A 24,267-nucleotide genomic window follows, 5' to 3' on the forward strand; every position below is an offset into this window, starting at 1 on the left:
CCCCCCCCCCGGAACCCCAGGGGGGGGACCCGCACCACCGTCTGGTCCGATCCCTGGAGGACACATGGGGCGCTACGTCATCAGGCGACTGCTCCAGATGGTGCCGGTCTTCATCGGCACGACGTTTCTGATCTTCGTCATGGTCTACGCCCTCGGCGACCCCGTGGCGGCCATGTTCGGCGACAAGGCGCCCGACCCGGCGACCGCCGCGCAGATCCGGCACGCGATGTACCTGGACCACCCGCTCCCGGCCCAGTACGTCCACTACATGAAGCAGATCTTCACCGGTGACTTCGGCACCTCGGCCAACGGCCAGCCGGTCACCGAGCTGATGGGCACCGCGTTCCCGGTCACCATCCGGCTGACCCTGGTCGCGTTCGTGATCGAGGCGGTGGCCGGTGTCGGCCTCGGCCTGATCGCGGGCCTGCGCCGCGGGCGGCTGGCCGACTCCGGGGTGCTCGCGTTCACCCTGATCGTGGTGGCCGTCCCCACCTTCGTCACCGGCTACCTGCTCCAGTACTTCTTCGGCGTCAAGTGGCACGTCGCCAACCCCGCGGTCGCCGAGGGCGCCCCGATCGGTGACCTGATCATGCCGGGCCTGGTGCTGGCGGGCGTCTCGCTGGCGTACGTGGCCCGGCTGACCCGGACCTCGGTCGCGGAGAACTCCCGCGCCGACTACCTGCGCACCGCCGTCGCCAAGGGCCTGCCCCGGCGCCGCGTGGTCACCGTGCACCTGCTGCGCAACTCGCTGATACCCGTGGTGACCTTCCTCGGCACCGACGTCGGCGCCCTGATGGGCGGCGCGGTCGTCACCGAGCGGATCTTCAACATCCACGGCGTCGGCTACCAGCTCTACCAGGGCATCCTGCGGCAGAACCCCCCGACGGTGGTCGGCTTCGTCACCATCCTGGTGATCATCTTCCTCGCCGCCAACCTGCTCGTCGACCTGCTCTACGCGGTCCTGGACCCGAGGATTCGGTATGCCTGAGATGACCGACAGCCAGGCGGTGGCCGACGCCGCCGGCACCGTCCCCACGCCGTCCGCCGTGACCGGCGGGGAGCGCGCGAAGGCGCGCAGCCTGTGGTCCGACGCGCTCCGGGACCTCAGCCGCAAGCCGATGTTCTACGTCTCCGGCCTGCTCATCCTCTTCCTGGTCTTCATCGCCATCTGGCCCGGCGCGATCGCCAGCGGCAACCCGCTCTCCTGCGACCTGGCCAAGTCCCAGATGGGGCCGACCTCCGGGCACCCCTTCGGCTTCGACACCCAGGGCTGCGACGTCTACACCCGCACGGTGTACGGCGCCCGCGCGTCGGTGTCGGTGGGCATCTTCTCCACCATCGGGGTCGCGGTGCTCGGCTCGCTGCTCGGCGGCCTCGCCGGGTTCTTCGGCGGCTGGTGGGACGCGATCCTCTCCCGGATCAGCGACGTCTTCTTCGGCATCCCGATCCTGCTGGGCGGCGTGGTGTTCCTGTCGGTGGTCAAGGGCGGCACCGTCACCACCGTGTCGGTCTTCATCGTGCTGCTGGGCTGGCCGCAGATCGCCCGGATCGCCCGCGGTGCGGTGATCACCGCCAAGCAGCAGGACTACGTCCAGGCCGCCCGCGCGCTCGGCGCGAGCAACACCCGGATGCTGCTGCGGCACATCGCGCCCAACGCGCTCGCCCCGATCATCGTGGTGGCCACCATCGCGCTGGGCACGTTCATCTCGCTGGAGGCGACGCTGTCCTTCCTCGGGGTGGGCCTCAAGCCGCCGGCCGTCTCGTGGGGCATCGACATCTCCCAGGCGTCCAGCGAGATCCGCAACGCGCCGCACATGCTGCTGTGGCCCGCGGGCGCGCTGAGCATCACCGTGCTGGCGTTCATCATGCTCGGCGACGCGGTCCGCGACGCCCTCGACCCCAAGCTGCGCTAGGAGGCGTCACGTTGACTGTCACCGACGAGAGGGCGGGCGCCGCGGCGCCCGCGTCCACCACCCCGCTGCTCGACGTGCGCGACCTGCACGTGGAGTTCCACACCCGCGACGGGGTGGCCCGCGCCGTCAACGGCGTGAACTACTCCGTGCGCGCGGGCGAGACGCTGGCGGTGCTCGGCGAGTCCGGGTCCGGCAAGTCCGTCACCGCGCAGACCGTGATGGGCATCCTGGACATGCCGCCCGGCCGGATCACGCACGGCGAGATCCTCTTCCAGGGCGAGGACATGCTGAAGATGTCCGCGGAGCAGCGGCGCCGGATACGCGGCCGGAAGATCGCGATGATCTTCCAGGACGCGCTGTCCTCGCTCAACCCGGTGCTGAGCGTGGGCTACCAGCTCGGCGAGATGTTCCGGGTGCACCAGGGGATGTCCCGCAAGCAGGCCCGCGCCAAGGCGATCGAGCTGATGGACCGGGTGCGCATCCCGGCGGCGAAGGACCGGATCGGCGACTACCCGCACCAGTTCTCCGGCGGTATGCGCCAGCGGATCATGATCGCGATGGCGCTGGCCCTGGAGCCGGACCTGATCATCGCGGACGAGCCGACCACCGCGCTGGACGTCACCGTGCAGGCGCAGGTGATGGACCTGCTCGCGGAGCTCCAGCGCGAGTACAACATGGGCCTGATCCTGATCACCCACGACCTCGGTGTGGTCGCGGACGTGGCCGACAAGATCGCGGTGATGTACGCGGGCCGGATCGTGGAGACCTCGCCCGTGCACGACATCTACCGGGCGCCCGCGCACCCCTACACCAAGGGCCTGCTCCAGTCGATCCCGCGGCTGGACCGCAAGGGCCAGGAGCTGTACGCGATCAAGGGCCTGCCGCCCAACCTGACCCGTATCCCCGGCGGTTGCGCGTTCCACCCGCGCTGCCCGATCGCGCGGGACGTGTGCCGGACCGAGGTCCCGCAGCTGCACACCGTCGGCGCCGAGCGCGGCAGCGCCTGCCACTTCTGGAAGGAGACGATCGGTGACTGAGCCCATCCTGCGGGTCCGCAACCTGGTCAAGCACTTCCCGCTGACCCGCGGCATCCTGTTCCAGAAGGAGGTCGGCGCGGTCAAGGCCGTCGACGGCATCTCCTTCGACCTGTACGCGGGGGAGACGCTCGGCATCGTCGGGGAGTCCGGCTGCGGCAAGTCCACGGTGGCGAAGCTGCTGATGAACCTGGAGCGGGCCACCTCCGGCGAGGTGTTCTACAAGGGCGAGGACATCACCAAGCTGTCCGGGCGGGCGCTGAAGGCGGTCCGCCGGAACATCCAGATGGTCTTCCAGGACCCCTACACCTCGCTGAACCCCCGGATGACGGTCGGCGACATCATCGGCGAGCCCTTCGACATCCACCCCGAGGTCGCCCCCAAGGGCGACCGTCGGGCCCGGGTGCGCGAGCTGCTGGACGTGGTCGGCCTCAACCCCGAGTACATCAACCGCTACCCGCACCAGTTCTCCGGCGGGCAGCGCCAGCGCATCGGCATCGCCCGCGGCCTGGCCCTCAACCCGGAGATCATCATCTGCGACGAGCCGGTCTCCGCGCTGGACGTCTCGGTGCAGGCGCAGGTGATCAACCTGATGGAGAAGCTCCAGGACGAGTTCGGCCTGTCCTACCTCTTCATCGCGCACGACCTGTCGATCGTGCGGCACATCTCCGACCGGGTCGGCGTGATGTACCTGGGGCGGATGGCGGAGATCGGCACCGACGCCGAGATCTACGAGCACCCGACCCACCCCTACACGCAGGCGCTGCTCTCCGCGGTGCCGGTGCCCGACCCCACCGGGCGCGAGGAGCGGGTGGGCGCCGCCGCGGGCGGCGAGGGGAGCGCCGCCGCGGGTAAGGGGAGGATCATCCTCACCGGCGACGTGCCCTCGCCGGCGAACCCGCCGTCCGGCTGCCGCTTCCGCACCCGCTGCTGGAAGGCGCAGGAGCGGTGCGCGCAGGAGGTGCCGCTGCTCGCGGTGCCTTCGGTCTTCGCCGGCACCGACACCCCGGCCGCCCACGAGTCGGCGTGCCACTTCGCGGAGGAGCGGCAGGTGGTGGGCGGGTCCGCCGACGCGGCCTGACACACCTGGCGCACCGCCACCCCGGCTCGTACGAACGCAGCGCCCCGGACCGCCTCCCGCGGACCGGGGCGCTGCGCCGTACGTGCGGCCGCAGGCCGCGCCGGACGCGTCCACCCGGGTGAACTTCGGCCGCCCGACCGCCTCCTGACCCGCACTTCGACCCGCGACACGGAGTCAAGAAGTGCGGGTATGCCCTTATTGCGGTGTCATGAGTACGCACATGCCCTTTGGGACCCATGAGGAGGCGTTCGATGCGCGGAGCCACACGCGTGAGGTGTGCGGTGGGCGTGCTGGCGGTCGCGCTGGCCGCCACGGCCTGCGGCGGCGGGAGCAGCAGCAGTGGCGGCGGCAGCAGCAGCGGCGGTGTCGTGCGCGCCTCGTGGGGCGACCCGCAGAACCCGCTGGAGCCGGCCGACACCAACGAGGTGCAGGGCGGCAAGGTGCTCGACATGATCTTCCGCGGCCTGAAGAAGTACAACCCGAAGACCGCCAAGGCCGAGAACATGATCGCCCAGTCGATCACCACCACCGACTCGCAGAACTTCGACATCAAGATCAAGCCGGGGTGGAAGTTCAGCAACGGCGAGCCGGTCACCTCCGACTCCTTCATCAACGCCTGGAACTTCGGCGCCCTGCTGAAGAACGCCCAGCTCAACGCCTTCTTCTTCGAGCAGATCGACGGCTACGACAAGGTGCACCCCAACGCCGCGGGCGCGACGTCCACCGCCACCAAGCTCTCGGGTCTGACGAAGGTGTCGGACACCGAGTTCAAGGTGAAGCTCAACCAGAAGTTCTCACTGTGGCCCGACACCCTCGGCTACTCGGCGTTCTACCCGCTGCCCCAGTCGTTCTTCACCAACCAGGCGGCCTGGCTGAAGAACCCGGTCGGCAACGGCCCGTACAAGATCCAGCAGTACACCAAGGGCACCCAGATGTCCCTGCGCAAGTGGGACGGGTACAAGGGTCCGGACGCGGCCGTGAACAACGGCGTCGACCTGCGGGTCTACACCGACAACAACACCGCCTACACCGACCTCCAGGCCGGCAACATCGACCTGGTCGACGACATCCCGGCCTCGCAGCTGAAGAACGTCAAGTCCGACCTCGGCAGCCGCTACATCAACGAGCCGGCCGGCATCATCCAGACCATCGCCTTCCCGCTCTACGACAGCCGCTGGTCGTCGGCGAAGTCCGCCCTGGTCCGGCAGGGCCTGTCGATGGCGATCAACCGCAAGCAGATCACCCAGCAGATCTTCCAGAACACCCGCACCCCCGCCACCGACTGGACCTCCCCGGTGCTCGGCGACGCGGGCGGCTACAAGGCCGGGCTGTGCGGTGAGACCTGCGACTACAACCCCACCAAGGCCAAGCAGCTGATCCAGCAGGGCGGCGGCCTGCCTGGCGGGCAGATCACCATCGGCTACAACGCCGACACCGGCTCGCACAAGGAGTGGGTGGACGCGGTCTGCAACAGCATCAACAACGTGCTGGGCAACAACAAGGCCTGCGTCGGCGCCCCCACCGGCACCTTCGCCGACTTCCGGAACCGGATCACCAACAAGCAGATGACCAACCCGTTCCGGTCCGGCTGGCAGATGGACTACCCGCTGATCCAGGACTTCCTCCAGCCGCTGTACTTCACCAACGCCTCCTCCAACGACTCGCACTACAGCAACCCGCAGTTCGACAAGCTGGTCAACCAGGCGAACGCCGACAGCAACACCAGCAGCGCCATCAGCACCTTCCAGGACGCGGAGAAGCTGCTGGTCAAGGACATGCCGGCGATTCCGCTGTGGTACCAGAACGGCAGCGCGGGCTACTCCACGAACCTCAGCAGCGTCAGCCTCAACCCGTTCAGCGTCCCGGTCTACAACGAGATCAAGGTCAAGTGAGACCGGCCGGAGGCCGCACCGGGGCGACCCGGTGCGGCCTCCGGCCACTTTCCGTGCATTCCGTGCAGGAGGCCCCATGGGACGCTATGTGATCCGGCGGCTGCTCCAGATGATCCCGGTGTTCATCGGCAGCACCTTCCTGATCTTCTTCATGGTCTACGCGCTCGGCGACCCCGTCGCCGCGCTCTTCGGCGAGCGGGCGCCGGACCCGGCCACGGCCGCCCAGATCCGGCACGACCTGTACCTCGACCACTCGCTGGGCGCCCAGTACCTGCACTACATGAAGAACATCTTCAGCGGGGACTTCGGCACCGCCTTCAACGGCCAGGCGGTCACCTCGCTGATGGGCAGCGCCTTCCCGATCACCATCCGGCTGACCATCGTGGCGATCATCTTCGAGATCATCATCGGCATCCTGCTCGGCGTCATCACCGGCATGCGGCGCGGCAAGCCGGTCGACACCGGGGTGCTGCTGCTGACCCTGGTGGTCATCTCGGTGCCCACCTTCGTCACCGGCTACGTGCTCCAGTACATCTTCGGCGTCCAGCTGAAGTGGACCGCGCCCTCGGTGTCGCCCAGCGCGCCCTTCAACGAACTGATCCTGCCCGGGCTGGTGCTCGCCCTGGTCTCGCTCGCCTACGTCACCCGGCTCACCCGCACCTCGATCGCGGAGAACACCCGCGCCGACTACGTGCGCACCGCCGTCGCCAAGGGCCTGCCCCGGCACCGGGTGATCACCCGGCACCTGCTGCGCAACTCGCTGATCCCCGTGGTGACCTTCATCGGCACCGACATCGGCGCCCTGATGGGCGGCGCCATCGTCACCGAGCGGATCTTCAACATCCACGGCGTCGGCTACCAGCTCTACCAGGGCATCCTGCGCAACAACGCCCCCACCGTGGTCGGCTTCGTCACCATCCTGGTCCTGGTGTTCCTGCTGGCCAACCTGCTTGTCGACCTGCTCTACGCGGTCCTGGACCCGAGGATTCGCTATGCCTGAACCGATCGACCCCAACGAAGCGATCGACCCGAACCAGGCCATCGCACCGACCGGCGGCTACGGCGGCAGCATGGACCTGGCCGCCTCCGACGCGCAGACCCTGGAGCAGCCGCCGGGACCCGAGCAGGAGGGCGGCCCCGCCGCCAAACCGCGCAGCCTGTGGTCCGACGCCTGGCGCGACCTGCGGCGCAACCCGATCTTCATCATCTCCGCGCTGATCATCCTCTTCCTGATCTTCATCTCGATCTGGCCGGGCACCATCGCCACCCAGGACCCGCTCAAGGCCAACCTCGCCCGGGCACAGGAGGGTTCGGCCCCCGGCCACCCCTTCGGCTTCGACAACCAGGGCCGCGACGTCTACACCCGCGTCGTGTACGGGGCCAGGGCGTCGGTCACCGTCGGCGTGTGCGCGACCGCCGGCGTGGTCATCCTCGGCAGCGTGCTCGGCGGCCTCGCCGGGTTCTTCGGCGGCTGGTGGGACGCGATCCTCTCCCGGATCAGCGACGTCTTCTTCGGCATCCCGGTGATCCTCGGCGGCCTGGTCTTCCTGTCGGTGGTCACCAACTCCACGGTGTGGCCGGTGGTCGGGTTCATGGTGCTGCTGGGCTGGCCGCAGATCGCCCGTATCGCCCGCGGCTCGGTGATCACCGCCAAGCAGAACGACTACGTACAGGCCGCCCGCGCGCTCGGCGCCGGCAACTCCCGGATGCTGGTACGGCACATCACGCCCAACGCCGTCGCCCCGGTGATCGTCGTCGGCACCATCGCGCTGGGCACGTACATCGCACTGGAGGCGACGCTGTCCTACCTCGGCGTGGGCCTGAAACCGCCCACCGTCTCCTGGGGCATCGACATCTCCGACGCGTCCAACGAGATCCGCAACGCGCCGCACATGCTGCTGTGGCCGGCCGGCGCGCTGAGCCTGACCGTACTGGCGTTCATCATGCTCGGCGACGCGGTCCGCGACGCCCTCGACCCCAAGCTGCGCTAGGAGGCGTCGCGATGCCAACAGGTGGCACAGGAGCCACGGAAGCCGCCGCGGCACCGTCCGCGCAGCCGCCCGCCGGCGACGGCCCGCTGCTCGACGTACGGGACCTGCACGTGGAGTTCCGCACCCGGGAGGGCACCGCCAAAGCGGTCAACGGCGTCAACTACTCGGTGGACGCCGGGGAGACGCTGGCGGTGCTCGGCGAGTCCGGTTCCGGCAAGTCGGTGACCGCGCAGGCGATCATGGGCATCCTCGACTCGCCCCCCGGGTTCGTCACCCAGGGCGAGGTCGTCTTCCAGGGCCGGGACCTGCTCAAGCTCTCCGCCGAGGAGCGGCGCCGGGTGCGCGGCGCGAAGATGGCGATGATCTTCCAGGACGCGCTGTCCTCGCTCAACCCGGTGCTCAGCGTCGGCGAGCAACTCGGCGAGATGTTCCGGGTCCACCACAAGGCCTCCCGCAAGGACGCCCGCGCCAAGGCGATCGAGCTGATGGAGCGGGTCCGCATCCCCGCCGCCCGCGAACGCGTCAAGCAGTACCCGCACCAGTTCTCCGGCGGTATGCGGCAGCGCGTGATGATCGCGATGGCGCTGGCCCTGGAGCCGGACCTGATCATCGCGGACGAGCCGACCACCGCGCTGGACGTCACCGTGCAGGCGCAGGTGATGGAGCTGCTCGCCGAGCTCCAGCGCGAGTACAACATGGGGCTGATCCTGATCACCCACGACCTCGGTGTGGTCGCGGACGTGGCCGACAAGATCGCGGTGATGTACGCGGGCCGGATCGTGGAGACCTCGCCCGTCCACGACATCTACCGGGCGCCGGCCCACCCCTACACCAAGGGCCTGCTCGACTCCATCCCGCGGCTGGACCGCAAGGGCCAGGAGCTGTACGCGATCAAGGGCCTGCCGCCCAACCTGCTGCACATCCCGCCCGGCTGCGCCTTCCACCCGCGCTGCCCGCGCGCCCAGGCCGTGTGCCGCACCGACGAACCCCCGCTGTACCGGGTCAGCCAGGACCGGGCGAGCGCCTGCCACTTCTGGAAGGAGACCCTGCATGACGACAGCCTCCCGTCCGCAGACGCCTGAGTCGGTCGCCTCCGACCCGTCCGGTCGTGAGCCGATCCTCCAGGTCCGCGGCCTGGTCAAGCACTTCCCGCTGACCCGCGGCATCCTGTTCAAGAAGCAGATCGGCGCCGTGCAGGCGGTCGACGGGGTCACCTTCAACCTGTACGCGGGGGAGACCCTCGGCATCGTCGGGGAGTCCGGCTGCGGGAAGTCCACGGTGGCGAAGCTGCTGATGAACCTGGAGCAGCCCACCGCGGGCGAGATCATCTACAAGGGCGAGGACATCAGCCGGGTCTCCGGGCGGGCGCTGAGGTCGGTCCGCCGGAACATCCAGATGGTCTTCCAGGACCCCTACACCTCGCTGAACCCCCGGATGACGGTCGGCGACATCATCGGCGAGCCCTTCGAGATCCACCCCGAGGTCGCCCCCAAGGGCGACCGGCGGCGCCGGGTGCGCGAGCTGCTGGACGTGGTCGGCCTCAACCCCGAGTACATCAACCGCTACCCGCACCAGTTCTCCGGCGGACAGCGCCAGCGCATCGGCATCGCCCGCGGGCTCGCGCTGCGCCCGGAGATCATCGTGGCCGACGAGCCGGTCTCCGCGCTGGACGTCTCGGTGCAGGCCCAGGTGGTCAACCTGATGGAGCGGTTGCAGGACGAGTTCCAGCTGTCGTACATGTTCATCGCGCACGACCTGTCGATCGTGCGGCACATCGCCGACCGGGTCGGGGTGATGTACCTCGGCAAGATCGTCGAGATCGGCTCGGACACCGAGATCTACGAGCACCCCACCCACCCCTACACCCAGGCGCTGCTCTCCGCGGTGCCGGTGCCCGACCCGGAGGCGCGCGAGCACCGGGAGCGGATCATCCTGCACGGCGACGTGCCCTCGCCGGCCAACCCGCCGTCCGGCTGCCGCTTCCGCACCCGCTGCTGGAAGGCCCAGGAGATCTGCGCGGAGCTGGAACCGCCGCTGGCGGTGCCGGAGGTCTTCCGGGCCACCGCCGGACCGGCCGAGCACCCCTCGGCCTGCCACTTCGCGGAGGAGAAGCAGATCGTGCCCCCGGAGTGAGCCCCAGGCTCACTCCGGGGGCCGGAGACTACTTCACCGGGACCCAGTTCCACCGGGTGTACTTGCCGTCGTTCGTGTAGCAGATCGGATAGGTGTCACTCGAAGAGTACTGACCGACGTAGCACGACGGACTGATGGAAGCCAGCGGGTAGTTGGAGCTGAGAGCGGTGGTGAACTTCAGGTTGTAGGTGGTGCTGCCACAGGTCGTCGCGACGACCTGTCGGGCGAATTCACCTGACGGGCTTTTCTGCACGCCGAGGCAGACACCGTTGATCGTGTTGCTGCTGCTGGCGGAAAGCCGGACGTGGCCACTTCCCCAACTCCACTGCTGGTAGACGCTGCTCTTGTTGCAGGTCGCCATCGTGGGAGTGGTCGTCGTCGGCGCCGTGGTGCTGGTCTTCAGGCACTTGCCGGTGGCGACGTTCTGCAGTACCCAGACGGACGTGGCGGACGCGGGCTGCGCGTCGACGATCGCGAGCGTGCTGACAGCGAGCGCGCCGGCTATCAGACTTGACTTCAGTGCGCGATTCAAGGTCCCCCCCTGATCATTGGTCATGTCATTTCCGTGGCCAATTGGTAGGACAATCTTCCTATCGGCCTGACCCGAGGCTATAAGGAAGATCTTGGGCGGGGCAACAAAAAATCATTAATTTGAGCTTTTTCTGAGGTTTTTGCGGTGTTCTTCATTCCGGTTCCGCCTGCTTTTCGGGACGCGAAACGGCCCGCACCCGGGGTGGGCGCGGGCCGTTCGGCGTTGCTGAAAAGCAGGTCAGGCAGGTTCCTCCGTGGCGGCCGGTGCCGCCGTGGGAGCATCCTCGGCAGCAGCCAGGGCGGGGTCGAGCACTATGTCTTCCTTTCGGGCCGTGACAGTGGGCTCCTCGGGGAAGTGGCACGCCGTCAGGTGGCCGTCCGCGCTGCCGCCGAGCTGCACCAGCGGCGGCTCCTGCTCGGCGCAGACGTCCTGCGCTTTCCAGCAGCGGGTGCGGAACCGGCAGCCGGACGGCGGGTTGATCGGCGACGGCACGTCACCGGCCAGCCTGATGCGCTCTCGGCCCTTGGCGTCGGGGTCGGCATCCGGGGCCGCCGACAGCAGCGCGTGTGTGTACGGGTGACGCGGCTTGCCGTAGATCGACTCGCGGTCGCCGATCTCCACGATCTTGCCCAGGTACATCACCGCGATGCGCTGCGAGAAGTGCCGCACGATCGCCAGGTCGTGCGCGATGAACAGGAACGCGATGCCGAGTTCCTTCTGCACCTCCTGGAGCAGGTTCACCACCTGCGCCTGGATGGAGACGTCCAGCGCGGAGACCGGTTCGTCGGCCACGATGAGCTTCGGGTTCACCGACAGCGCCCGCGCCACCCCGATGCGCTGCCGCTGGCCGCCGGAGAACTCGTGCGGGAAGCGGTTGTAGTGCTCGGGGTTGAGGCCGACGGTCTCCAGCAGTTCGCGGACCCGCTTCTCGCGGCCCCCGGCCGGGTTGATCCCGTTGATCTCCATCGGCGCGGAGATGATGCTGCCGACCGTCTGCCGCGGGTTGAGCGAGGCGTACGGGTCCTGGAAGATCATCTGGATCTCGGACCGGATCGGCGCGAGCTGCTTGCGGGAGGCATGCGTGATGTCCTGCCCGGCGTACTCCACCTTTCCGGCGGTCGGCTCCAGTAGCCGGGTGACCAGGCGCCCGGTGGTGGACTTGCCACAGCCGGACTCGCCGACCATGCCGAGCGCTTCGCCCTTGTCGATGTGGAAGTCGACGCCGTCCACGGCCCGTACGTCGCCGATCCGGCGCTGGAAGACGAAGCCGCCGTTGATCGGGAAGTACTTCTGCATGCCGGTGACGTTCAGCAGCCGCTCTCCCGGCTCCGGGCGCTGGGCGGGTACGGCCGTTTCCGCTGCCGTGGCCGCGCCCGCGGTCTGCGCCAGTGGAGCCGCCTCGGCCGGGGTGTCCTTTCCGAGGCTCGGCTTCTGCTGTTCACTCATTGCTGGTTCCTCGAATCCCGGTCAGCGCAGCCGCGGCTGGATCTGCTCGATGAAGATGTCACGCTTCTGATCTGCCGTCAGATGGCATGCCGAGCCTCGCCCGTCTGGCAATTGAGGCCGCTCGGTGGCACACCGGTCGCCGCCCACCGTCTCGGCGAAGGCGCACCGGGGGTGGAACGGGCAGCCCGTCGGCGGGTTGAGCAGGCTCGGGGGCGAGCCCGGGATCGGTGCCAGTGGCACGTCCACGGACGCGGTCAGCCGAGGGATGGAGCCCAGCAGCCCCCACGCGTAGGGGTGTTCCGGAGACTTCAGGATCTCCCGAGTGCTGCCGCGCTCGACGGCCCGGCCGGCGTACATGACGACGACCTTGTCCGCGGTGTTGGCGATCACGCCCAGGTCGTGCGTGATCAGGATGATCGCGGTGCCGCTCTCCTGCTGGAGGTCCTTGAGCAGGTCCAGGATCTGGGCCTGCACGGTCACGTCCAGCGCGGTGGTCGGCTCGTCCGCGATCACCAGCTCCGGGTCGCAGACCAGCGCAAGCGCGATCATCGCGCGCTGGCGCATGCCGCCGGAGAACTGGTGCGGGAAGTCGTCCACCCTGGTCTGCGGCTGCGGGATACCGACCCTGGCCAGCATCTCGATCGCCCGGGACCGGGCCTCTCGTTTGGAGGCTCCGGTGTGCTTCATGAACGGCTCGGCGATCTGGCGGCCGACCGTGTAGAACGGCGAAAGCGCGGTCAGCGAGTCCTGGAAGACCATCGCCATCTTGTTGCCGCGCAGCCGTTCCAGTGTGCGGTTGCTCGCACCGGTCAGCTCCTGGCCGTCGAGCGTGATCTCGCCGCGGATGGTGGTGTTGCGCGGGTTGTGCAACCCGAGGATGGCCAGGTTGGTCACCGACTTGCCCGAGCCGGACTCGCCGACGATACCGAGCGTCTCGCCGCGTTCAAGGTCGAACGACAGCCCGTCGACGGCCTTGACGGTGCCGTCCTCGGTCGCGAACTGCACATACAGGTCGCGGACCGACAGGAACGGATCGCCGCCCGGCTGGCCCTGGGGGGCGGGTTCCGGCTTGGTCAGTGTGGTCACTTTGGGGCTCTCCTCGAGTCCGGAGCCATGCTCGGCGTTACTGGACGTGCCGGGTTCATCCGAGCCGGATCCGCGGGTCGATGAAGGCGTAGCAGGCGTCGATCAGGATATTGAAGAAGACGATGGAAGTGGCGCCGACGAGCATGACGCCCATCTCCAGCGGCAGGTCAGACTGGTTGACCGCGGTGACGGCGAGGTTGCCCAGGCCGTGCAGGCCGAAGGTGGCTTCGGTGATGATCGCGCCGCCGAAGACCGATCCGAGGTCGATGCCGAAGATGGTCACGATCGGGCCCATGGCCCCGCGCAGCGCGTACCGCATGAAGACGTAGCGCGAACTCATGCCCTTGGCGCGAGCCGTGCGCACATGCTCCTCGGAGAGCTGTTCCACCATCAGTGAGCGCGTCTGGCGGCTGTAGTTGGACCAGAAGATCACCGACATGATCACGCATGGCAGCACCAGGCCGGAGAACGCGGCACCAGGGTTGCTGGTCCAGCTCGGGTCCGAGCCGCGGTTGAGCCAGCCGAGCTTGTAGGAGAACAGGTAGATGGCCAGCGGGCCGATGAAGTAGATCTGCACCGACTGGCCGAGCAGGGAGAGCGAGCTCGCGGCGCGGTCGAAGACCGAGCCCTGCTTCCAGGCGGAGATCAGGCCCAGACCGACACCCACGACGAGGAAGACGAGGGAGCCACCGATGGCCAGGGAGAGGGTCGTGGGGTAGCGGTCCTTGAGCAACGACCACACCGGCGTCTGGTTGTTGAAGGAGAGCCCGAAGCAGGGTGCCGGGCAGTTGCCCAACGGGAGGTGACGGCCGCCGAAGATGCCGATCACGTAGTCCCACCACTGGACGATGATCGGCTTGTCGAGGCCGAGGTTCTTGTGGATCAGGGCGATGTTCTGCGGCGTGCAGTTCTTGCCGCAGGACAGCAGCGCGGGGTCGCTCGGCAACGCGAAGAACAGCAGGTAGGTCACCAGGCTGATCAACACGAGGATGACCGCGGCGCCCAGCACCCGGCGGGTGAGGAAACGGAGCATGGGTCGGGCTCTTCCGTATGAGGGGCCGCGGGTGGCGGCGCCGGTCGAGAGCGGGAGGGGACGAGTGGAGCTTGCGGCTCGCGCCGGTGGCGCCGGCCCCGCTGTGCTGTCGCGGGGCCGACGCCGGTGGTGACGACTACTTCACGTAGATCGTGTTCGGGTTGATGGTGCCGAGCGCGGAGTTGTAGCTCACGCCACCGAGGCCATCGCCGTAGATGTTGTAGTACTTGTCGTACAGGTACGGGATCTCCGGAGCGTCATTCTTCATGATGTACTCCGACAGCTGCTGCCACTGGGCGCTCTGCTGGGTGAGGTCCGTGATCTTGCCGATCCGGTCGATCTCGCTGTTGACGTGCGAGTCGTTCAGCATCGAGTAGTTCGGGTCGCCGTCGGAGATGAGGCGGCCGTCCTGGGTCGGCGGGATGACGGTGGAGGCGTTCGGCCAGTCGGCGCCCCAACCGGTGCGGTAGAGGTCGTACGGGTTGTCGACCTTGCCGATCTCACCGTAGTAGTTGGTCTGGTCGATGCCCTTGGCGTCCAGCGTGATGCCGGCCTTGGCGAACGCGTTCTTCAGCGTGGTGGCGACGTTCTGCCAGCGCTGGGAGTTGGAGAAGGCGTAGGACAGGTGCAGGTTCTTGACACCGGCCTCCTTCAGCAGCTCCTTGGCCTTCTCCGGGTCACCGGTCGGCTTGGTCAGCTTGCCGTACGGGTCGGACGCCTTGAAACCGGAGACCGTCGGGCCGATCAGGTTGGTGGCGAGGTCACCCTGCTGCGGGCCGCCGAGCGCGGTCTGCACCTGCTGCATCGGGAAGGCGTAGATGATCGCCTGGCGGACCTTCACGTTCGTGATCCGCTTGAGGTTGATGTTGAACACGTCCACGAACGGCTGGTAGGAGCTGACGAGCCGCGACTTGTACTGCGAGTCGGCCAGCACCGACATCTGCGTCGGGTCGGCGGACTGCACCAGCGAGACGGCGTTCTTGTCGCTGCCGCTCTGCTGCTCCAGCCGCTGGGTCAGGCCGGGCTGCTCGACGCCGAGCTGGATGTCCCACTTGTCCGGGTAGGCGTTGCGGATCGGGTCCGTGCTCGCGTCCCAGTTCGGGTTGCGCGTCAGCTCGAGGGCCTTGCCCGGCTTGTAGCTGGCGATCTGGTACGGGCCGTCGGAGAACGGCGCGGTGTCGTACTTCGCGCCGGTGTCCTTGGCCTTCAGGATCGGGCCGGAACCGGAGAGCGCCATCGCGTACGGCGCGTCGGCGTGCGGCGACGTGAAGTGGAAGACGATGGTCTTGCTGTCCGGCGTGGCCAGCACCGAGTCCGGCAGCGACTTGCCCTTCTCCGGGCCGCTGTAGACCTTGCGGAAGTCCGACTTGCCGGTCAGCCACTGCTGGAGGTACTGCGGACCGTACGTCTCGTAGGTGGAGAACAGACGCTCGATGCCGTACTTCACCTGGTCAGAGGTGATGGCCGTGCCGTCCTGCCACTTCAGGCCGTCCTTGAGGTGGTACGTCCAGGTCTTCCCGCCGTCGGACTGGGTGCCGGTGTCGGTGGCCAGGTCGCCCACGAGGACCGTCTTGCCGGTCTTGGGGTCGATCTTGTACTGGGTCAGCTGGCGGCTGAAGAGCTGCCCGATGACCTGCTCCTGGTTGACGTACGCCTGCGCGGGGTCGAGGTGGTTGATACCCGCCGGCTCCAGGTCGATCGCGGTGCCGCCCTTCTTCGCCCCCGTGACGGCCGGTGCCGGGCCGTTCGAGTCGGCCGCGGTGCCCACCGTGATGGTCTGCACCTTGGCGGACGCTCCGCTGGCGCTGCTACCGGCGCTGGGGTTCGACGACCCCCCGCCGCTGTTTCCGCTACTGCACGCGCTCAGGGCTAGAGCCCCCACCGACAGCACAGCTGCGGCACTGTACGCCCTACGCTTCTTCATGGATTCCTGCCTGTCATCGAGCTGGTCTTGCCGCTCCCCGGGACCGGCGAGACGACTTGGACACTCATCAGCGGATGGTCTTGGGATCGAGAGCGTCCCGGACCGAGTCCCCGAGCAGGTTGAAGGCGACGACGAAGATGACCATCGCGATGCCGGGGAAGAACATGTAGGTGATGTCGGACTGGTAGTTCGCGGCGGCGTCCCCGAACATCAGGCCCCAGTCCGGCGTCGGCTGCTGCATGCCGACGCCGAGGAAGGACAGGCCGGCTTCCGCTGTCACGTTCACCGGGACGAGCAGGGTCGACTGCACCAGGATCGTGGTCCAGAGGTTCGGCAGCAGTTCCTTGCGGATGATCCGGCTGCTGGACGCTCCGGACAGCTTGGCCGCCTCGATGTACTCGCGCTCCCGGAGCGACAGCACCTGCGCGCGGACCAGGCGGCCGAGTGACATCCATCCGAGCACGAACTGCACCAGCACCAGCGCGGTGAAGCGGAGATAGGTGGGCTCGTCCTGGCCGGGCTTGACGAACAGGGACAGGACCACCGGGGTGAAGGCGATGAAGAACAGCTGCTGCGGGAAGGACATCATCAGGTCGGAGGCCCGGCCGACGAAGTAGTCGGTGCGTCCGCCGATGTAGCCCTGGACCAGGCCCACGACGACGCCGAGGACCACCGAGAGGATCGTGACGCACAGGGCCACGCAGAGCGAGGTCCGGATGCCGTAGACCAGCAGGGCGAACACGTCGCGGCCCAGGTGGGGCTCGATGCCGAACCAGTGGTTGCCGTCGATGCCGCCGTTGGGCTTGATCGGCAGGCCGTACGCGTTGAGCAGACCGTCGTCCTGGCCGTAGAGAGCGTACGCGTTCTGACCGTAGAGCTTGATGATCAGTGGCGCGAAGATCGCGACCAGCAGGAAGATCGCGATGATCACCGCGCAGAGCACGCCGACCTTGTCGCGTTTGAACCGGATCCAGGCAAGCTGCCTCGGTGACCGGCCGACCAGCTCGGGTGCCTGTCGCTGCCCGTCGCCGGGGTTGTCGCCCTCTGGGTCGAGAGTGAGGCTGCCGGCACTCTCAGCGGCAGCCTTACTAGGACTTGTCATCACACTTCCCCGGGAGACTGAAAACGTGCGTGCAGCGCCGATGCGCAACGCGTGTTGAGCGGGACTTTCGCAATGGAATCAACTTCCAGTCAAGGGGGGAAGGAAGGAAGAAAGCTTGTTGTTTGGCATCTTGAGCGAAGGTTTTGCAGATTGGTGTCCGTACGTGCTTGACAGTGGTCAGTTGAAGCGGACATTGCGGACTTAGTGGTACGTAGTGCGTTTACATGCAAGCAACTTTTCTGTCGCAGCTCCGATATACGGACCGAGCAGTCTGAACAACGTACGGCCGTGCGGGTGCCGTAGGCCGGTCGGGGCCCGTTCAGGCGGGTCCCGACCGGCCGTTCCGCTTAGGGCCCGTCGTCTGGATCTCCGCGGTGTGGAGTTGGCGCCGGGTTCGAGTATCACCACCCGACCGGGCGACAACGAAAGAAGCCCCCGACACGACGTGTCGAGGGCTTCGCGCGCGCGGGGGCGGCGCGGCTACCGCCGCGGGCGGGTGCCGAGGGCGCGACGGAGGAAGTCCACCTGGAGCAGCAGCAGGTTCTCCGCGACCTGTTCCTGCGGGGTCATATGGGTGACCCCCGACAGCGGCAGCACCTCGTGCGGCCGCCCGGCGGCCAGCAGCGCGGTGGACAGCCGCAGCGAGTGGGCGACCAGGACGTTGTCGTCGGCGAGGCCGTGGATCACCATCATCGGCCTGGCCGGCTCCGCGGCCTGCACCAACCCGTGGTCGCCCACCAGCGAGTTCGCCTCGTAGACCTCGGGTTGCTCGCGGGGGTCGCCGAGGTAGCGCTCCATGTAGTGCGTGTCGTACAGCCGCAGGTCGGTGACCGGGGCGCCGACCACCGCCGCGTGGAAGACGTCCGGGCGGCGCAGGGCGGCCAGTCCCGCGAGGTAGCCGCCGTAGGACCAGCCGCGGATCGCCACCCGTCCCAGGTCCAGCGGGTACAGCTCGGCGACCGCGTGCAGCGCGGCCACCTGGTCGGGCAGCGAGACCCCGGCGAAGTCGCCCGCGATCGACTTCTCCCACTGCGGTGAACGCCCGGGCGTGCCGCGGCCGTCGGCCACGATCACCGCGAAGCCCTGGTCGGCGAACCACTGCGAGACCAGGTGCGGGTTGTGCGCCGCGTGCACCCGCTGGCCGTGCGGCCCGCCGTAGGGGTCCATGAGCACCGGCAGCGGGCCGTCGCCCTCCTGCCAGCCGGTGGGCAGCAGCACCGCGGTCGGGATGCGCGCCGCGCCCGCCTCCAGCAGCCGCGGCCGCGCGGTCAGCGACGGTGTCTCGGCATGGGAGGCGATCCGGGCGACCTCGGCGCCGTCGCGCAGCACCCGGGTCACCGGGCCGGGGCGGTCCGGCGTGGCGGACGTCAGCACCGTCAGGCCGCCGGAGCGCACCGCGGTGTGCACACCGGGCTCGGCCGAGACGCGGACCGGGGCGGCCGGGGCGCTGCCGCCGGGCACCCGGTAGACATGGATCTCGCCGATCTCCGGCGCGGCCGCGGCCTGCCCGGCGGAGGCGCTGACCAGGAAGTCCCCGTCCCCGGTGTCCAGCAGCGCCCGCAGGTGCAACTCCGGCCCGGTCAGGGTCAGTTCGCCCACCTTCAGGGCACGTGCTCCCGATGCGTCGGTGATCGTGACCAGCTCGCCGGCCGGGGTCAGGACCGGCACCCCAGGGAAGAGATCAAGCCAAGTTGGATCTTCCTCGACGGCCAGGGCCTTGGTCGCGCCCGAGGCGGTGTCCACCGACAGATACGCCTGGGAGCGCTGGTCCCGGGCCTGCACCAGCAGCAGCGGCGGGCCGGCCGGCGACCAGTGCACCGACGCGAGGTACGGATAGCGGTCGCGGTCCCACACCACGTCGGTGCGCGAGCCGTCCAGGCCGAACAGCGCGAGCGCCACCTCCGCATTGGGCGTGCCGGCCTGCGGATAGGCGACCTCGACCGGGGCGCGGTCGGGGTGTGCGGGCTGCGAGATCCACCAGTGCTGGACCGGCGCCTCGTCCACCCGGGCGACCAGCAGCGCGCTGCTGTCCGGCGCCCACCAGAAGCCGCGGCTGCGGCCCATCTCCTCGGCGGCGACGAACTCCGCGAGCCCCCAGGTGACCGACGGGCCGTCCGGCTCGGCGAGCGCGCGGTCCGCGGCACCCCCGCCCGCATCCCCGCCCGCATCCGCGCCCCCCTCCGTGCCCGCTCCTGCGTCCGAGTCCGCGCCCGCGCTGGCGGCCACCCGCAGCGCGCCGCCCGCCGTGTACGCCACCCAGCGGCCGTCCGGCGACGGCCGCGGGTCCACCACCGGGCCCGGCACGGCCAGTTCGCGCACCGCGGGCGCCCCCTCGCCGCCCGCGCCCCCGGCGGCGGTCAGGTCCGCCACGAACAGCCGCCCCGACAGCGCGAAGGCGGCCAGCTCCACCGCGCGGTCCACCGCGAAGGCCACCACGCCCGCGGAGCCCTCCCGGCTGCGCTCGCGCCGGGCCCGCTCGGCCGCGGGCAACTCCTCGCCGGCGCCGCCCAGTACGGCCGCGGGATCGGCCACCAGCCGCTCCACCGGGTCCTGCGCGCCGCCCGCCGGCAGGTCCAGCACCCACAGCAGCTGCTCCCGCTCGGTGCCGGAGCGGGAGCGCACGAACGCCACCCGGTCCCCGCCCGGCGCGATCGCGAACGCCCGCGGCACCCCGAGGGTGAACCGCTGTGTCCGCGCGTGCTGCCGTGGGAATGAGAGGTACGTCATACCCGCGACCCTAGAGGGTGGCACCGACAATCGCCCCCGTATTACCGCCCGGCCGCGCCCGCGCGACGCTGACCTGGCCCTCTGCCGTACCCCGTGGTGTCGCCCACGGCCCTTACCGGACACGGCGGTTGGCTGGATCTGTTCATGCGCCCCCACGTGCTTCCGTGCTCCGACTTATGCGGTCGCACGGAAAGTTATGATCCGTAGCCGTGGGTGGGTAATAAGCATGTGGCAACTGACATGGACCCTGCGTATGAGGAGGTGAGCCGCTGTGGCACTCTCGATTTCGGCGGTGCTGCTGCTGCTGATCATCGTGGTTCTGCTGATCCGCCGTTCGGGGCTCAAGGCAGGGCACGCGGTGGCCTGTACGTTGCTCGGCTTCTATCTCGCCAGCTCCTCGTGGGCTCCTCAGATCACCAACCTCACCAGCAACGTGGCGCAGACCATCTCCAACATCAAGATCTAGGTCCGGTCCGGGTCCGGGTCCGGAGCAGCAGCGCGCGGGTGGCGGCACGGGCCGCTGCCCGGGTCCGGCGTGCGGCGCCGTAGGCTTCCACCATGACCGATGCTCCCGGCGGCACCCCCGAGCGGCGCCTGCTGCTCGTCCACGCCCACCCGGACGACGAGACGATCAACAACGGCGCCACCATGGCCAGATACGCGGCCGAAGGGGCCCTCGTCACCCTCGTCACCTGCACCCTCGGCGAGGAGGGCGAGGTCATCCCGCCGGAGCTGGCGCACCTCGCCGCCGACCGCGACGACACCCTCGGCGCCCACCGGATCGGCGAGCTGAGCGCCGCCATGGCCGCGCTGGGCGTCACCGACCACCGCTTCCTGGGCGGCCCCGGCCGCTACCGGGACTCCGGGATGATGGGCGTCGCCCAGAACGACGACCCGGCCTGCTTCTGGCGCGCCGACCTCGACGAGGCGGCCGGCCACCTCGCCGACGTCATCCTGGAGGTCCGCCCCCAGGTCCTCGTCACCTATGACGACAACGGCGGCTACGGGCACCCGGACCACATCCAGGCGCACCGCGTCGCCATGCGGGGCTGCGAACTCGCCGCCGGGCGCGGCCACCGGATCGACCGGGTCTACGAGACCTGCACCCCCCGCTCGGTCGTGCGGGCCGGGTTCGACCGGCTCGCGGCCCGGGGCCGGGACATCCCGTTCGCGGGCGTCGCGACCCCGGACGACATCCCCGGCGTGGTCGACGACGCGCTCGTGACGGTCGTGGTGGACGGCTCCGCGTACGCCGACCGCAAGAGGGCCGCCATGCGGGCGCACGCCACGCAGATCGCCGTCGACGGGCCCTTCTTCGCGCTCTCCAACGACCTCGGCCAGCCGTTCTTCGCCGTCGAGTACTACCGGCAGGTGCAGGGCGCGCCCTGCGGGCGGGCGGACGACCTGTTCGGGCCGGGACCGGGCGGCGCGGAGCGGGCCGGGGCCCGCGGCGGCGACAAGGCCGCCGGAGGTGTGCGATGAGCCGCCCCGCCGCCGGACGCGGCCCCGTACCGACCCGCACCCCCTTCGTCGGGCCGCTGTCCAGCCACCCCCGCGGCACGCAGGGCGCCCGGATCGCCGGGTACGTCGTCCTGGCCGTCCTCGCGGTCGCCGTCGCGGTCGCCGGCGCCCTGGTGCAGGCCGCCTGGGAGCCGGGCGGGCTGCTGCTGGCGCTCGCCGGGTGCGTGGGCCTGTTCCTGGGCGGCGGGCGGATCACCGGCACCCGGCTGGGCACGGTGGTGCCCGCCGCGGTCTGGCTGATCAGCGTGATCCTGCTCAGCGGCTCCCAGCCGGAGGGCGACTTCCTGCTCGCCGCGGGCATCGGGCCGTATGTCTACCTGCTCGGCGGGGCGTTCGGCGCGGTGATCTGCGCCACGCTGCCCCAACTGCCCCCATCCGGCACGAATAGGACCTGACTTGGCGGGCAGGGGCCGCCGCATGGTTGGGTGTGGCCCAGCGTTCCGCCGGACCGCAGCCGCCTCAGCGCACAGGTCGGTATGGTGGGTGCGCCGGCGAGCCGCCCGCCAAGTGACGCGCCGGGCGGCGTGGAAAACCGGGAGAGCCTGCTTTGAGTCGTGAAACTGACAGTTCGTCCTCCGGTCCCCAGGGACGCGGCGGTGCCGCGTACCCGTCAGGGACCCCGCCTTACGGCCCCCGCCCCTTCCCGTCGCTGCACCCGCAGGAGCGGCCGCGCACGGCCGACGAGGAGCCGGACGGCGCCGCCGGGGCCGAGCCGGGCCGCGAGGCGGACCCTGACGAGCCCAGGACCGAGACGACGCTGACCACCCGGATCAGGATCAACATCCCCGGCTCCCGGCCGATCCCGCCGGTCGTGATGCGCACCACCGTCGAGGAGGGCGCGAACGCCCCCGTGCCGCCGGGCGCCGACGCCGCCACCGGCCCCGCGGCCCCGGCCGCCCCCGGCGAGACCGCCGACGGCGGGCCGGGCGGCGAGCCGGAGCAGGAGCGCGCCGACAAGCCGGAGCAGAAGGAGAAGACCAGCGACTGGTTCGCGCCGCGCAAGCCGGTCGGGTCCTCCGGTGCGGGCGCGGGCTCGGCAGCGGGCCCGGGCGCCGCACAGGGTACGGGCCCGGGCGCCGGCAACGGCCCCCAGGGCGCCGGAGCGCAGAGCGGCGCCTTCCCGGCCGCCGGTCCCGGTGCGGCCCCGGCGGGCTTCCCCGCGGGCGCGGGCGCGACCGGCGACGGCTTCTCCGAGGGCTTCTCCGGCGACGGCTTCCAGAGCGACTTCCCGCCCGGTGCCACGCCCGCGGGCGGGTTCACGGTGCCGCCCGCCGCCGGCACCCCCGCCGGGGACGCCCCGCGCGCGGACGACCCCTTCGCGGGGCCGTACGTCGAGGAGTTCGCCGACCCCGACACCGGCACGCAAGCGATCCCGCAGGCGTACCTGCCGCCGCCGGTGGGCTCGCCGTTCGACGACGGCCCGAGCGCGCGCGGCCCGCACGACACCCCCTCGGGCGGCTTCGCCGCGCCCTTCGAGACCCCGGGCGGCGCCCAACAGGGCGCCGGGGCCGTCCCGTTCGGCACCGAGGACTTCCCGCCCGGGGTGCCGCGCGGCATCCCCACCGACCCGTACGCGGCCGGCGGCGCCCCGCTGCCGCCGGCCGGCCCCACCACCGGCCCGGCCACCGGCGACATGCCGGTGCCCCCGGTGACCGGCGACACCGGCGAGCACGCCTTCCGCCCGCCCGCCCCGGCCGGCAGCCGGCCGCTCGGGAAGCGGACCGCGAGCGACACCCTGGTCGGCGGCATCCCGCCGGTGCCGGCCGAGGAGCGCGGCCGTGCCGCCGGGCCGGAGACCGGACCGGGGTCCGTGCCGCCGCCGGGACCGCCGGTGCCGGGCGGCCCGGCCGCGACCTCCCCGTCGGCGCCGGCCGCGCCCGCCAAGGCCGCCAAGCCCGTCAAGAAGGGCCGCTCCAAGCCGGCGCTGCTCGGCGCGGGCGTGGTCGTCGTCGCGGTCGTCGTCTACGGTGCCGGGCTGCTGATGAACCACTCCGACGTGCCCAAGGGCACCACCGTGCTCGGCGTGGACATCGGCAACACCAGCCAGGCTGCGGCCGTCAAGAAGCTCGACACCGCGCTCGGCAACCGCGGCAGCGCGCCGCTGACCATCACCGTCGGCGGCAAGCAGCACTCCCTCAAGCCGTCGATCGCGGGCCTGTCCATCGACACCGACGCCACCGTCCGCGAGGTCGCGCACCCCGACTACAACCCGGTCACCGTGGTCGGCTCGCTCTTCGGGCAGACCCGGACCGCGGCGCCGGTGATAGTCGTCGACCAGGACAAGCTGAAGGCGGCGCTGCAGACCGTGGCGGGCCCCTCCGGCACGGGGTCGGACGGCATGGTGCGCTTCGAGGACGGCAAGGCCGTCGCGGTGCCCGGCAAGGCCGGCCAGGCCGTCGACGTGAACGCCGCCGCGACCCAGGTCTCCGCCGCCTACCGGCTGCGGGCGGAGTCCGGCCGCAACACCCCGGTCGACCTGCGGGTCACCGCGGTGCAGCCGAAGGTCACCCAGGCCACGCTCGACAAGGCCGTCAACGGCTTCGGCAAGACCGCGATGATGGGCCCGGTGCACATCATCGCCGCGGGCCGCGACGTGCCGTTCAACAAGACGCTGCCGCAGTTCCTCACCATGCAGGCCACGCCCGACGGCCAACTCGCCCCGCACATCGACCTGAAGGCGCTCCAGCCGCTGTACGGCAACTCCTTCGACGGAGTGGTGCTCAAGCGCGGTGACGGCTCGAAGACCGCGGTCACCCCGCAGGACGTCGCCACCGCGCTGATCCAGGCCCTCAACTCCAAGACGACCGCCGGGCGGAGCGTGACCCTGCCGGACGCCGAACTCGGCTGACGCC

At 70.0% G+C, this 24,267-nt stretch carries 20 protein-coding genes; 13 read left to right on the top strand and 7 right to left on the bottom strand.

Annotated features, from left to right (window positions below; genetic code table 11):
- Positions 1-64: 64 nt before the first annotated feature.
- The 9 genes from AC3ERT_RS04960 to AC3ERT_RS05000 all read left to right on the top strand — a co-directional run bounded on the left by AC3ERT_RS04960 (position 65) and on the right by AC3ERT_RS05000 (position 10,044).
- A complete protein-coding gene (locus AC3ERT_RS04960) occupies positions 65-988 on the top strand; it encodes an ABC transporter permease (RefSeq protein WP_335980622.1) in 924 nt (307 codons plus the stop codon).
- The gene (locus tag AC3ERT_RS04965; RefSeq protein ID WP_435125753.1) at positions 981-1,913 is read left to right on the top strand and encodes an ABC transporter permease; all 933 of its coding nucleotides are present in this window, start codon (positions 981-983) and stop codon (positions 1,911-1,913) included. The genes AC3ERT_RS04960 and AC3ERT_RS04965 overlap by 8 nt, the downstream gene beginning before the upstream one ends.
- Before the next feature lie 11 nt (positions 1,914-1,924).
- Entirely contained in the window at positions 1,925-2,950 is a 1,026-nt protein-coding gene (locus tag AC3ERT_RS04970) for an ABC transporter ATP-binding protein (protein WP_435125755.1), read from the top strand.
- Positions 2,943-4,028, top strand: coding sequence for an ABC transporter ATP-binding protein (locus AC3ERT_RS04975; protein ID WP_435172874.1), 1,086 nt, complete (start codon positions 2,943-2,945; stop codon positions 4,026-4,028). The genes AC3ERT_RS04970 and AC3ERT_RS04975 overlap by 8 nt, the downstream gene beginning before the upstream one ends.
- Positions 4,029-4,279: 251 nt before the next feature.
- The gene (locus AC3ERT_RS04980; RefSeq protein WP_435125760.1) at positions 4,280-5,920 is read left to right on the top strand and encodes a peptide ABC transporter substrate-binding protein; all 1,641 of its coding nucleotides are present in this window, start codon (positions 4,280-4,282) and stop codon (positions 5,918-5,920) included.
- A 76-nt stretch (positions 5,921-5,996) separates the two neighbouring features.
- Positions 5,997-6,920, top strand: a complete 924-nt coding sequence (locus AC3ERT_RS04985) for an ABC transporter permease (RefSeq protein ID WP_435125763.1) — start codon at positions 5,997-5,999, stop codon at positions 6,918-6,920.
- Positions 6,921-6,990: 70 nt separating this feature from the next.
- Positions 6,991-7,911 (top strand): ABC transporter permease, encoded by a 921-nt coding sequence (locus AC3ERT_RS04990; RefSeq protein WP_335984404.1) that lies wholly within the window; start codon positions 6,991-6,993, stop codon positions 7,909-7,911.
- Positions 7,912-7,922: 11 nt separating this feature from the next.
- Positions 7,923-8,993 carry an ABC transporter ATP-binding protein gene (locus AC3ERT_RS04995; RefSeq protein WP_435125765.1) on the top strand — a complete coding sequence of 357 codons (1,071 nt, stop codon included), beginning with the start codon at positions 7,923-7,925 and terminating at the stop codon, positions 8,991-8,993.
- Positions 8,962-10,044 carry an ABC transporter ATP-binding protein gene (locus AC3ERT_RS05000; RefSeq protein WP_435172876.1) on the top strand — a complete coding sequence of 361 codons (1,083 nt, stop codon included), beginning with the start codon at positions 8,962-8,964 and terminating at the stop codon, positions 10,042-10,044. Before AC3ERT_RS04995 ends, AC3ERT_RS05000 begins: the two co-directional genes overlap by 32 nt.
- 28 nt (positions 10,045-10,072) lie before the next feature.
- Here the strand turns inward: AC3ERT_RS05000 and AC3ERT_RS05005 are convergent, their stop codons facing one another.
- The 7 genes from AC3ERT_RS05005 to AC3ERT_RS05035 form a co-directional block, all read right to left on the bottom strand.
- Positions 10,073-10,600, bottom strand: coding sequence for a ricin-type beta-trefoil lectin domain protein (locus AC3ERT_RS05005; RefSeq protein WP_435172878.1), 528 nt, complete (start codon positions 10,598-10,600; stop codon positions 10,073-10,075).
- 213 nt (positions 10,601-10,813) lie between these two features.
- Positions 10,814-12,022 (bottom strand): ABC transporter ATP-binding protein, encoded by a 1,209-nt coding sequence (locus AC3ERT_RS05010; protein WP_435172880.1) that lies wholly within the window; start codon positions 12,020-12,022, stop codon positions 10,814-10,816.
- 21 nt (positions 12,023-12,043) lie between these two features.
- Entirely contained in the window at positions 12,044-13,108 is a 1,065-nt protein-coding gene (locus AC3ERT_RS05015) for an ABC transporter ATP-binding protein (protein WP_435172882.1), read from the bottom strand.
- 55 nt (positions 13,109-13,163) lie between these two features.
- On the bottom strand, positions 13,164-14,141 hold the full coding sequence (locus AC3ERT_RS05020) for an ABC transporter permease (RefSeq protein WP_435172883.1): 978 nt from the start codon (positions 14,139-14,141) through the stop codon (positions 13,164-13,166).
- Between the two features lie 136 nt (positions 14,142-14,277).
- Positions 14,278-15,924: an ABC transporter substrate-binding protein gene (locus AC3ERT_RS05025; protein WP_435172884.1), complete on the bottom strand. Its 1,647-nt coding sequence runs from the start codon at positions 15,922-15,924 to the stop codon at positions 14,278-14,280.
- A 208-nt stretch (positions 15,925-16,132) separates the two neighbouring features.
- Complete coding sequence (locus AC3ERT_RS05030; protein ID WP_435172885.1) at positions 16,133-17,167, bottom strand: ABC transporter permease; 1,035 nt, start codon at positions 17,165-17,167, stop codon at positions 16,133-16,135.
- Positions 17,168-17,647: 480 nt separating this feature from the next.
- Positions 17,648-19,894 carry a S9 family peptidase gene (locus AC3ERT_RS05035; protein WP_435172887.1) on the bottom strand — a complete coding sequence of 749 codons (2,247 nt, stop codon included), beginning with the start codon at positions 19,892-19,894 and terminating at the stop codon, positions 17,648-17,650.
- 271 nt (positions 19,895-20,165) lie between these two features.
- Here AC3ERT_RS05035 and AC3ERT_RS05040 point away from each other — a divergent pair, with 271 nt between their 5' ends.
- The 4 genes from AC3ERT_RS05040 to AC3ERT_RS05055 all read left to right on the top strand — a co-directional run bounded on the left by AC3ERT_RS05040 (position 20,166) and on the right by AC3ERT_RS05055 (position 24,263).
- Complete coding sequence (locus AC3ERT_RS05040) at positions 20,166-20,360, top strand: hypothetical protein (RefSeq protein ID WP_335977542.1); 195 nt, start codon at positions 20,166-20,168, stop codon at positions 20,358-20,360.
- Positions 20,361-20,452: 92 nt separating this feature from the next.
- Positions 20,453-21,376: an N-acetyl-1-D-myo-inositol-2-amino-2-deoxy-alpha-D-glucopyranoside deacetylase gene (mshB, locus tag AC3ERT_RS05045; protein ID WP_435172889.1), complete on the top strand. Its 924-nt coding sequence runs from the start codon at positions 20,453-20,455 to the stop codon at positions 21,374-21,376.
- Entirely contained in the window at positions 21,373-21,810 is a 438-nt protein-coding gene (locus AC3ERT_RS05050; protein ID WP_335977538.1) for a DUF6113 family protein, read from the top strand. Before mshB ends, AC3ERT_RS05050 begins: the two co-directional genes overlap by 4 nt.
- Before the next feature lie 152 nt (positions 21,811-21,962).
- Positions 21,963-24,263 (top strand): hypothetical protein, encoded by a 2,301-nt coding sequence (locus AC3ERT_RS05055; protein ID WP_435172891.1) that lies wholly within the window; start codon positions 21,963-21,965, stop codon positions 24,261-24,263.
- Positions 24,264-24,267: the final 4 nt, after the last annotated feature.

It is taken from the genome of Actinacidiphila sp. bgisy145 (genome assembly GCF_057708125.1).

What these genes read in the sequence shown, in the direction of transcription:
- AC3ERT_RS04960 (WP_335980622.1), top strand. Translation starts at nt 65, where the DNA reads ATGGGGCGCTACGTCATCAGGCGACTGCTCCAGATGGTGCCGGTCTTC.
- AC3ERT_RS04965 (WP_435125753.1), top strand. Translation starts at nt 981, where the DNA reads ATGCCTGAGATGACCGACAGCCAGGCGGTGGCCGACGCCGCCGGCACC.
- AC3ERT_RS04980 (WP_435125760.1), top strand. Translation starts at nt 4,280, where the DNA reads ATGCGCGGAGCCACACGCGTGAGGTGTGCGGTGGGCGTGCTGGCGGTC.
- AC3ERT_RS04985 (WP_435125763.1), top strand. Translation starts at nt 5,997, where the DNA reads ATGGGACGCTATGTGATCCGGCGGCTGCTCCAGATGATCCCGGTGTTC.
- AC3ERT_RS04990 (WP_335984404.1), top strand. Translation starts at nt 6,991, where the DNA reads ATGGACCTGGCCGCCTCCGACGCGCAGACCCTGGAGCAGCCGCCGGGA.
- AC3ERT_RS04995 (WP_435125765.1), top strand. Translation starts at nt 7,923, where the DNA reads ATGCCAACAGGTGGCACAGGAGCCACGGAAGCCGCCGCGGCACCGTCC.
- AC3ERT_RS05000 (WP_435172876.1), top strand. Translation starts at nt 8,962, where the DNA reads ATGACGACAGCCTCCCGTCCGCAGACGCCTGAGTCGGTCGCCTCCGAC.
- AC3ERT_RS05005 (WP_435172878.1), bottom strand. Translation starts at nt 10,600, where the DNA reads ATGACCAATGATCAGGGGGGGACCTTGAATCGCGCACTGAAGTCAAGT.
- AC3ERT_RS05010 (WP_435172880.1), bottom strand. Translation starts at nt 12,022, where the DNA reads ATGAGTGAACAGCAGAAGCCGAGCCTCGGAAAGGACACCCCGGCCGAG.
- AC3ERT_RS05020 (WP_435172883.1), bottom strand. Translation starts at nt 14,141, where the DNA reads ATGCTCCGTTTCCTCACCCGCCGGGTGCTGGGCGCCGCGGTCATCCTC.
- AC3ERT_RS05030 (WP_435172885.1), bottom strand. Translation starts at nt 17,167, where the DNA reads ATGACAAGTCCTAGTAAGGCTGCCGCTGAGAGTGCCGGCAGCCTCACT.
- AC3ERT_RS05035 (WP_435172887.1), bottom strand. Translation starts at nt 19,894, where the DNA reads ATGACGTACCTCTCATTCCCACGGCAGCACGCGCGGACACAGCGGTTC.
- mshB (WP_435172889.1), top strand. Translation starts at nt 20,453, where the DNA reads ATGACCGATGCTCCCGGCGGCACCCCCGAGCGGCGCCTGCTGCTCGTC.
- AC3ERT_RS05050 (WP_335977538.1), top strand. Translation starts at nt 21,373, where the DNA reads ATGAGCCGCCCCGCCGCCGGACGCGGCCCCGTACCGACCCGCACCCCC.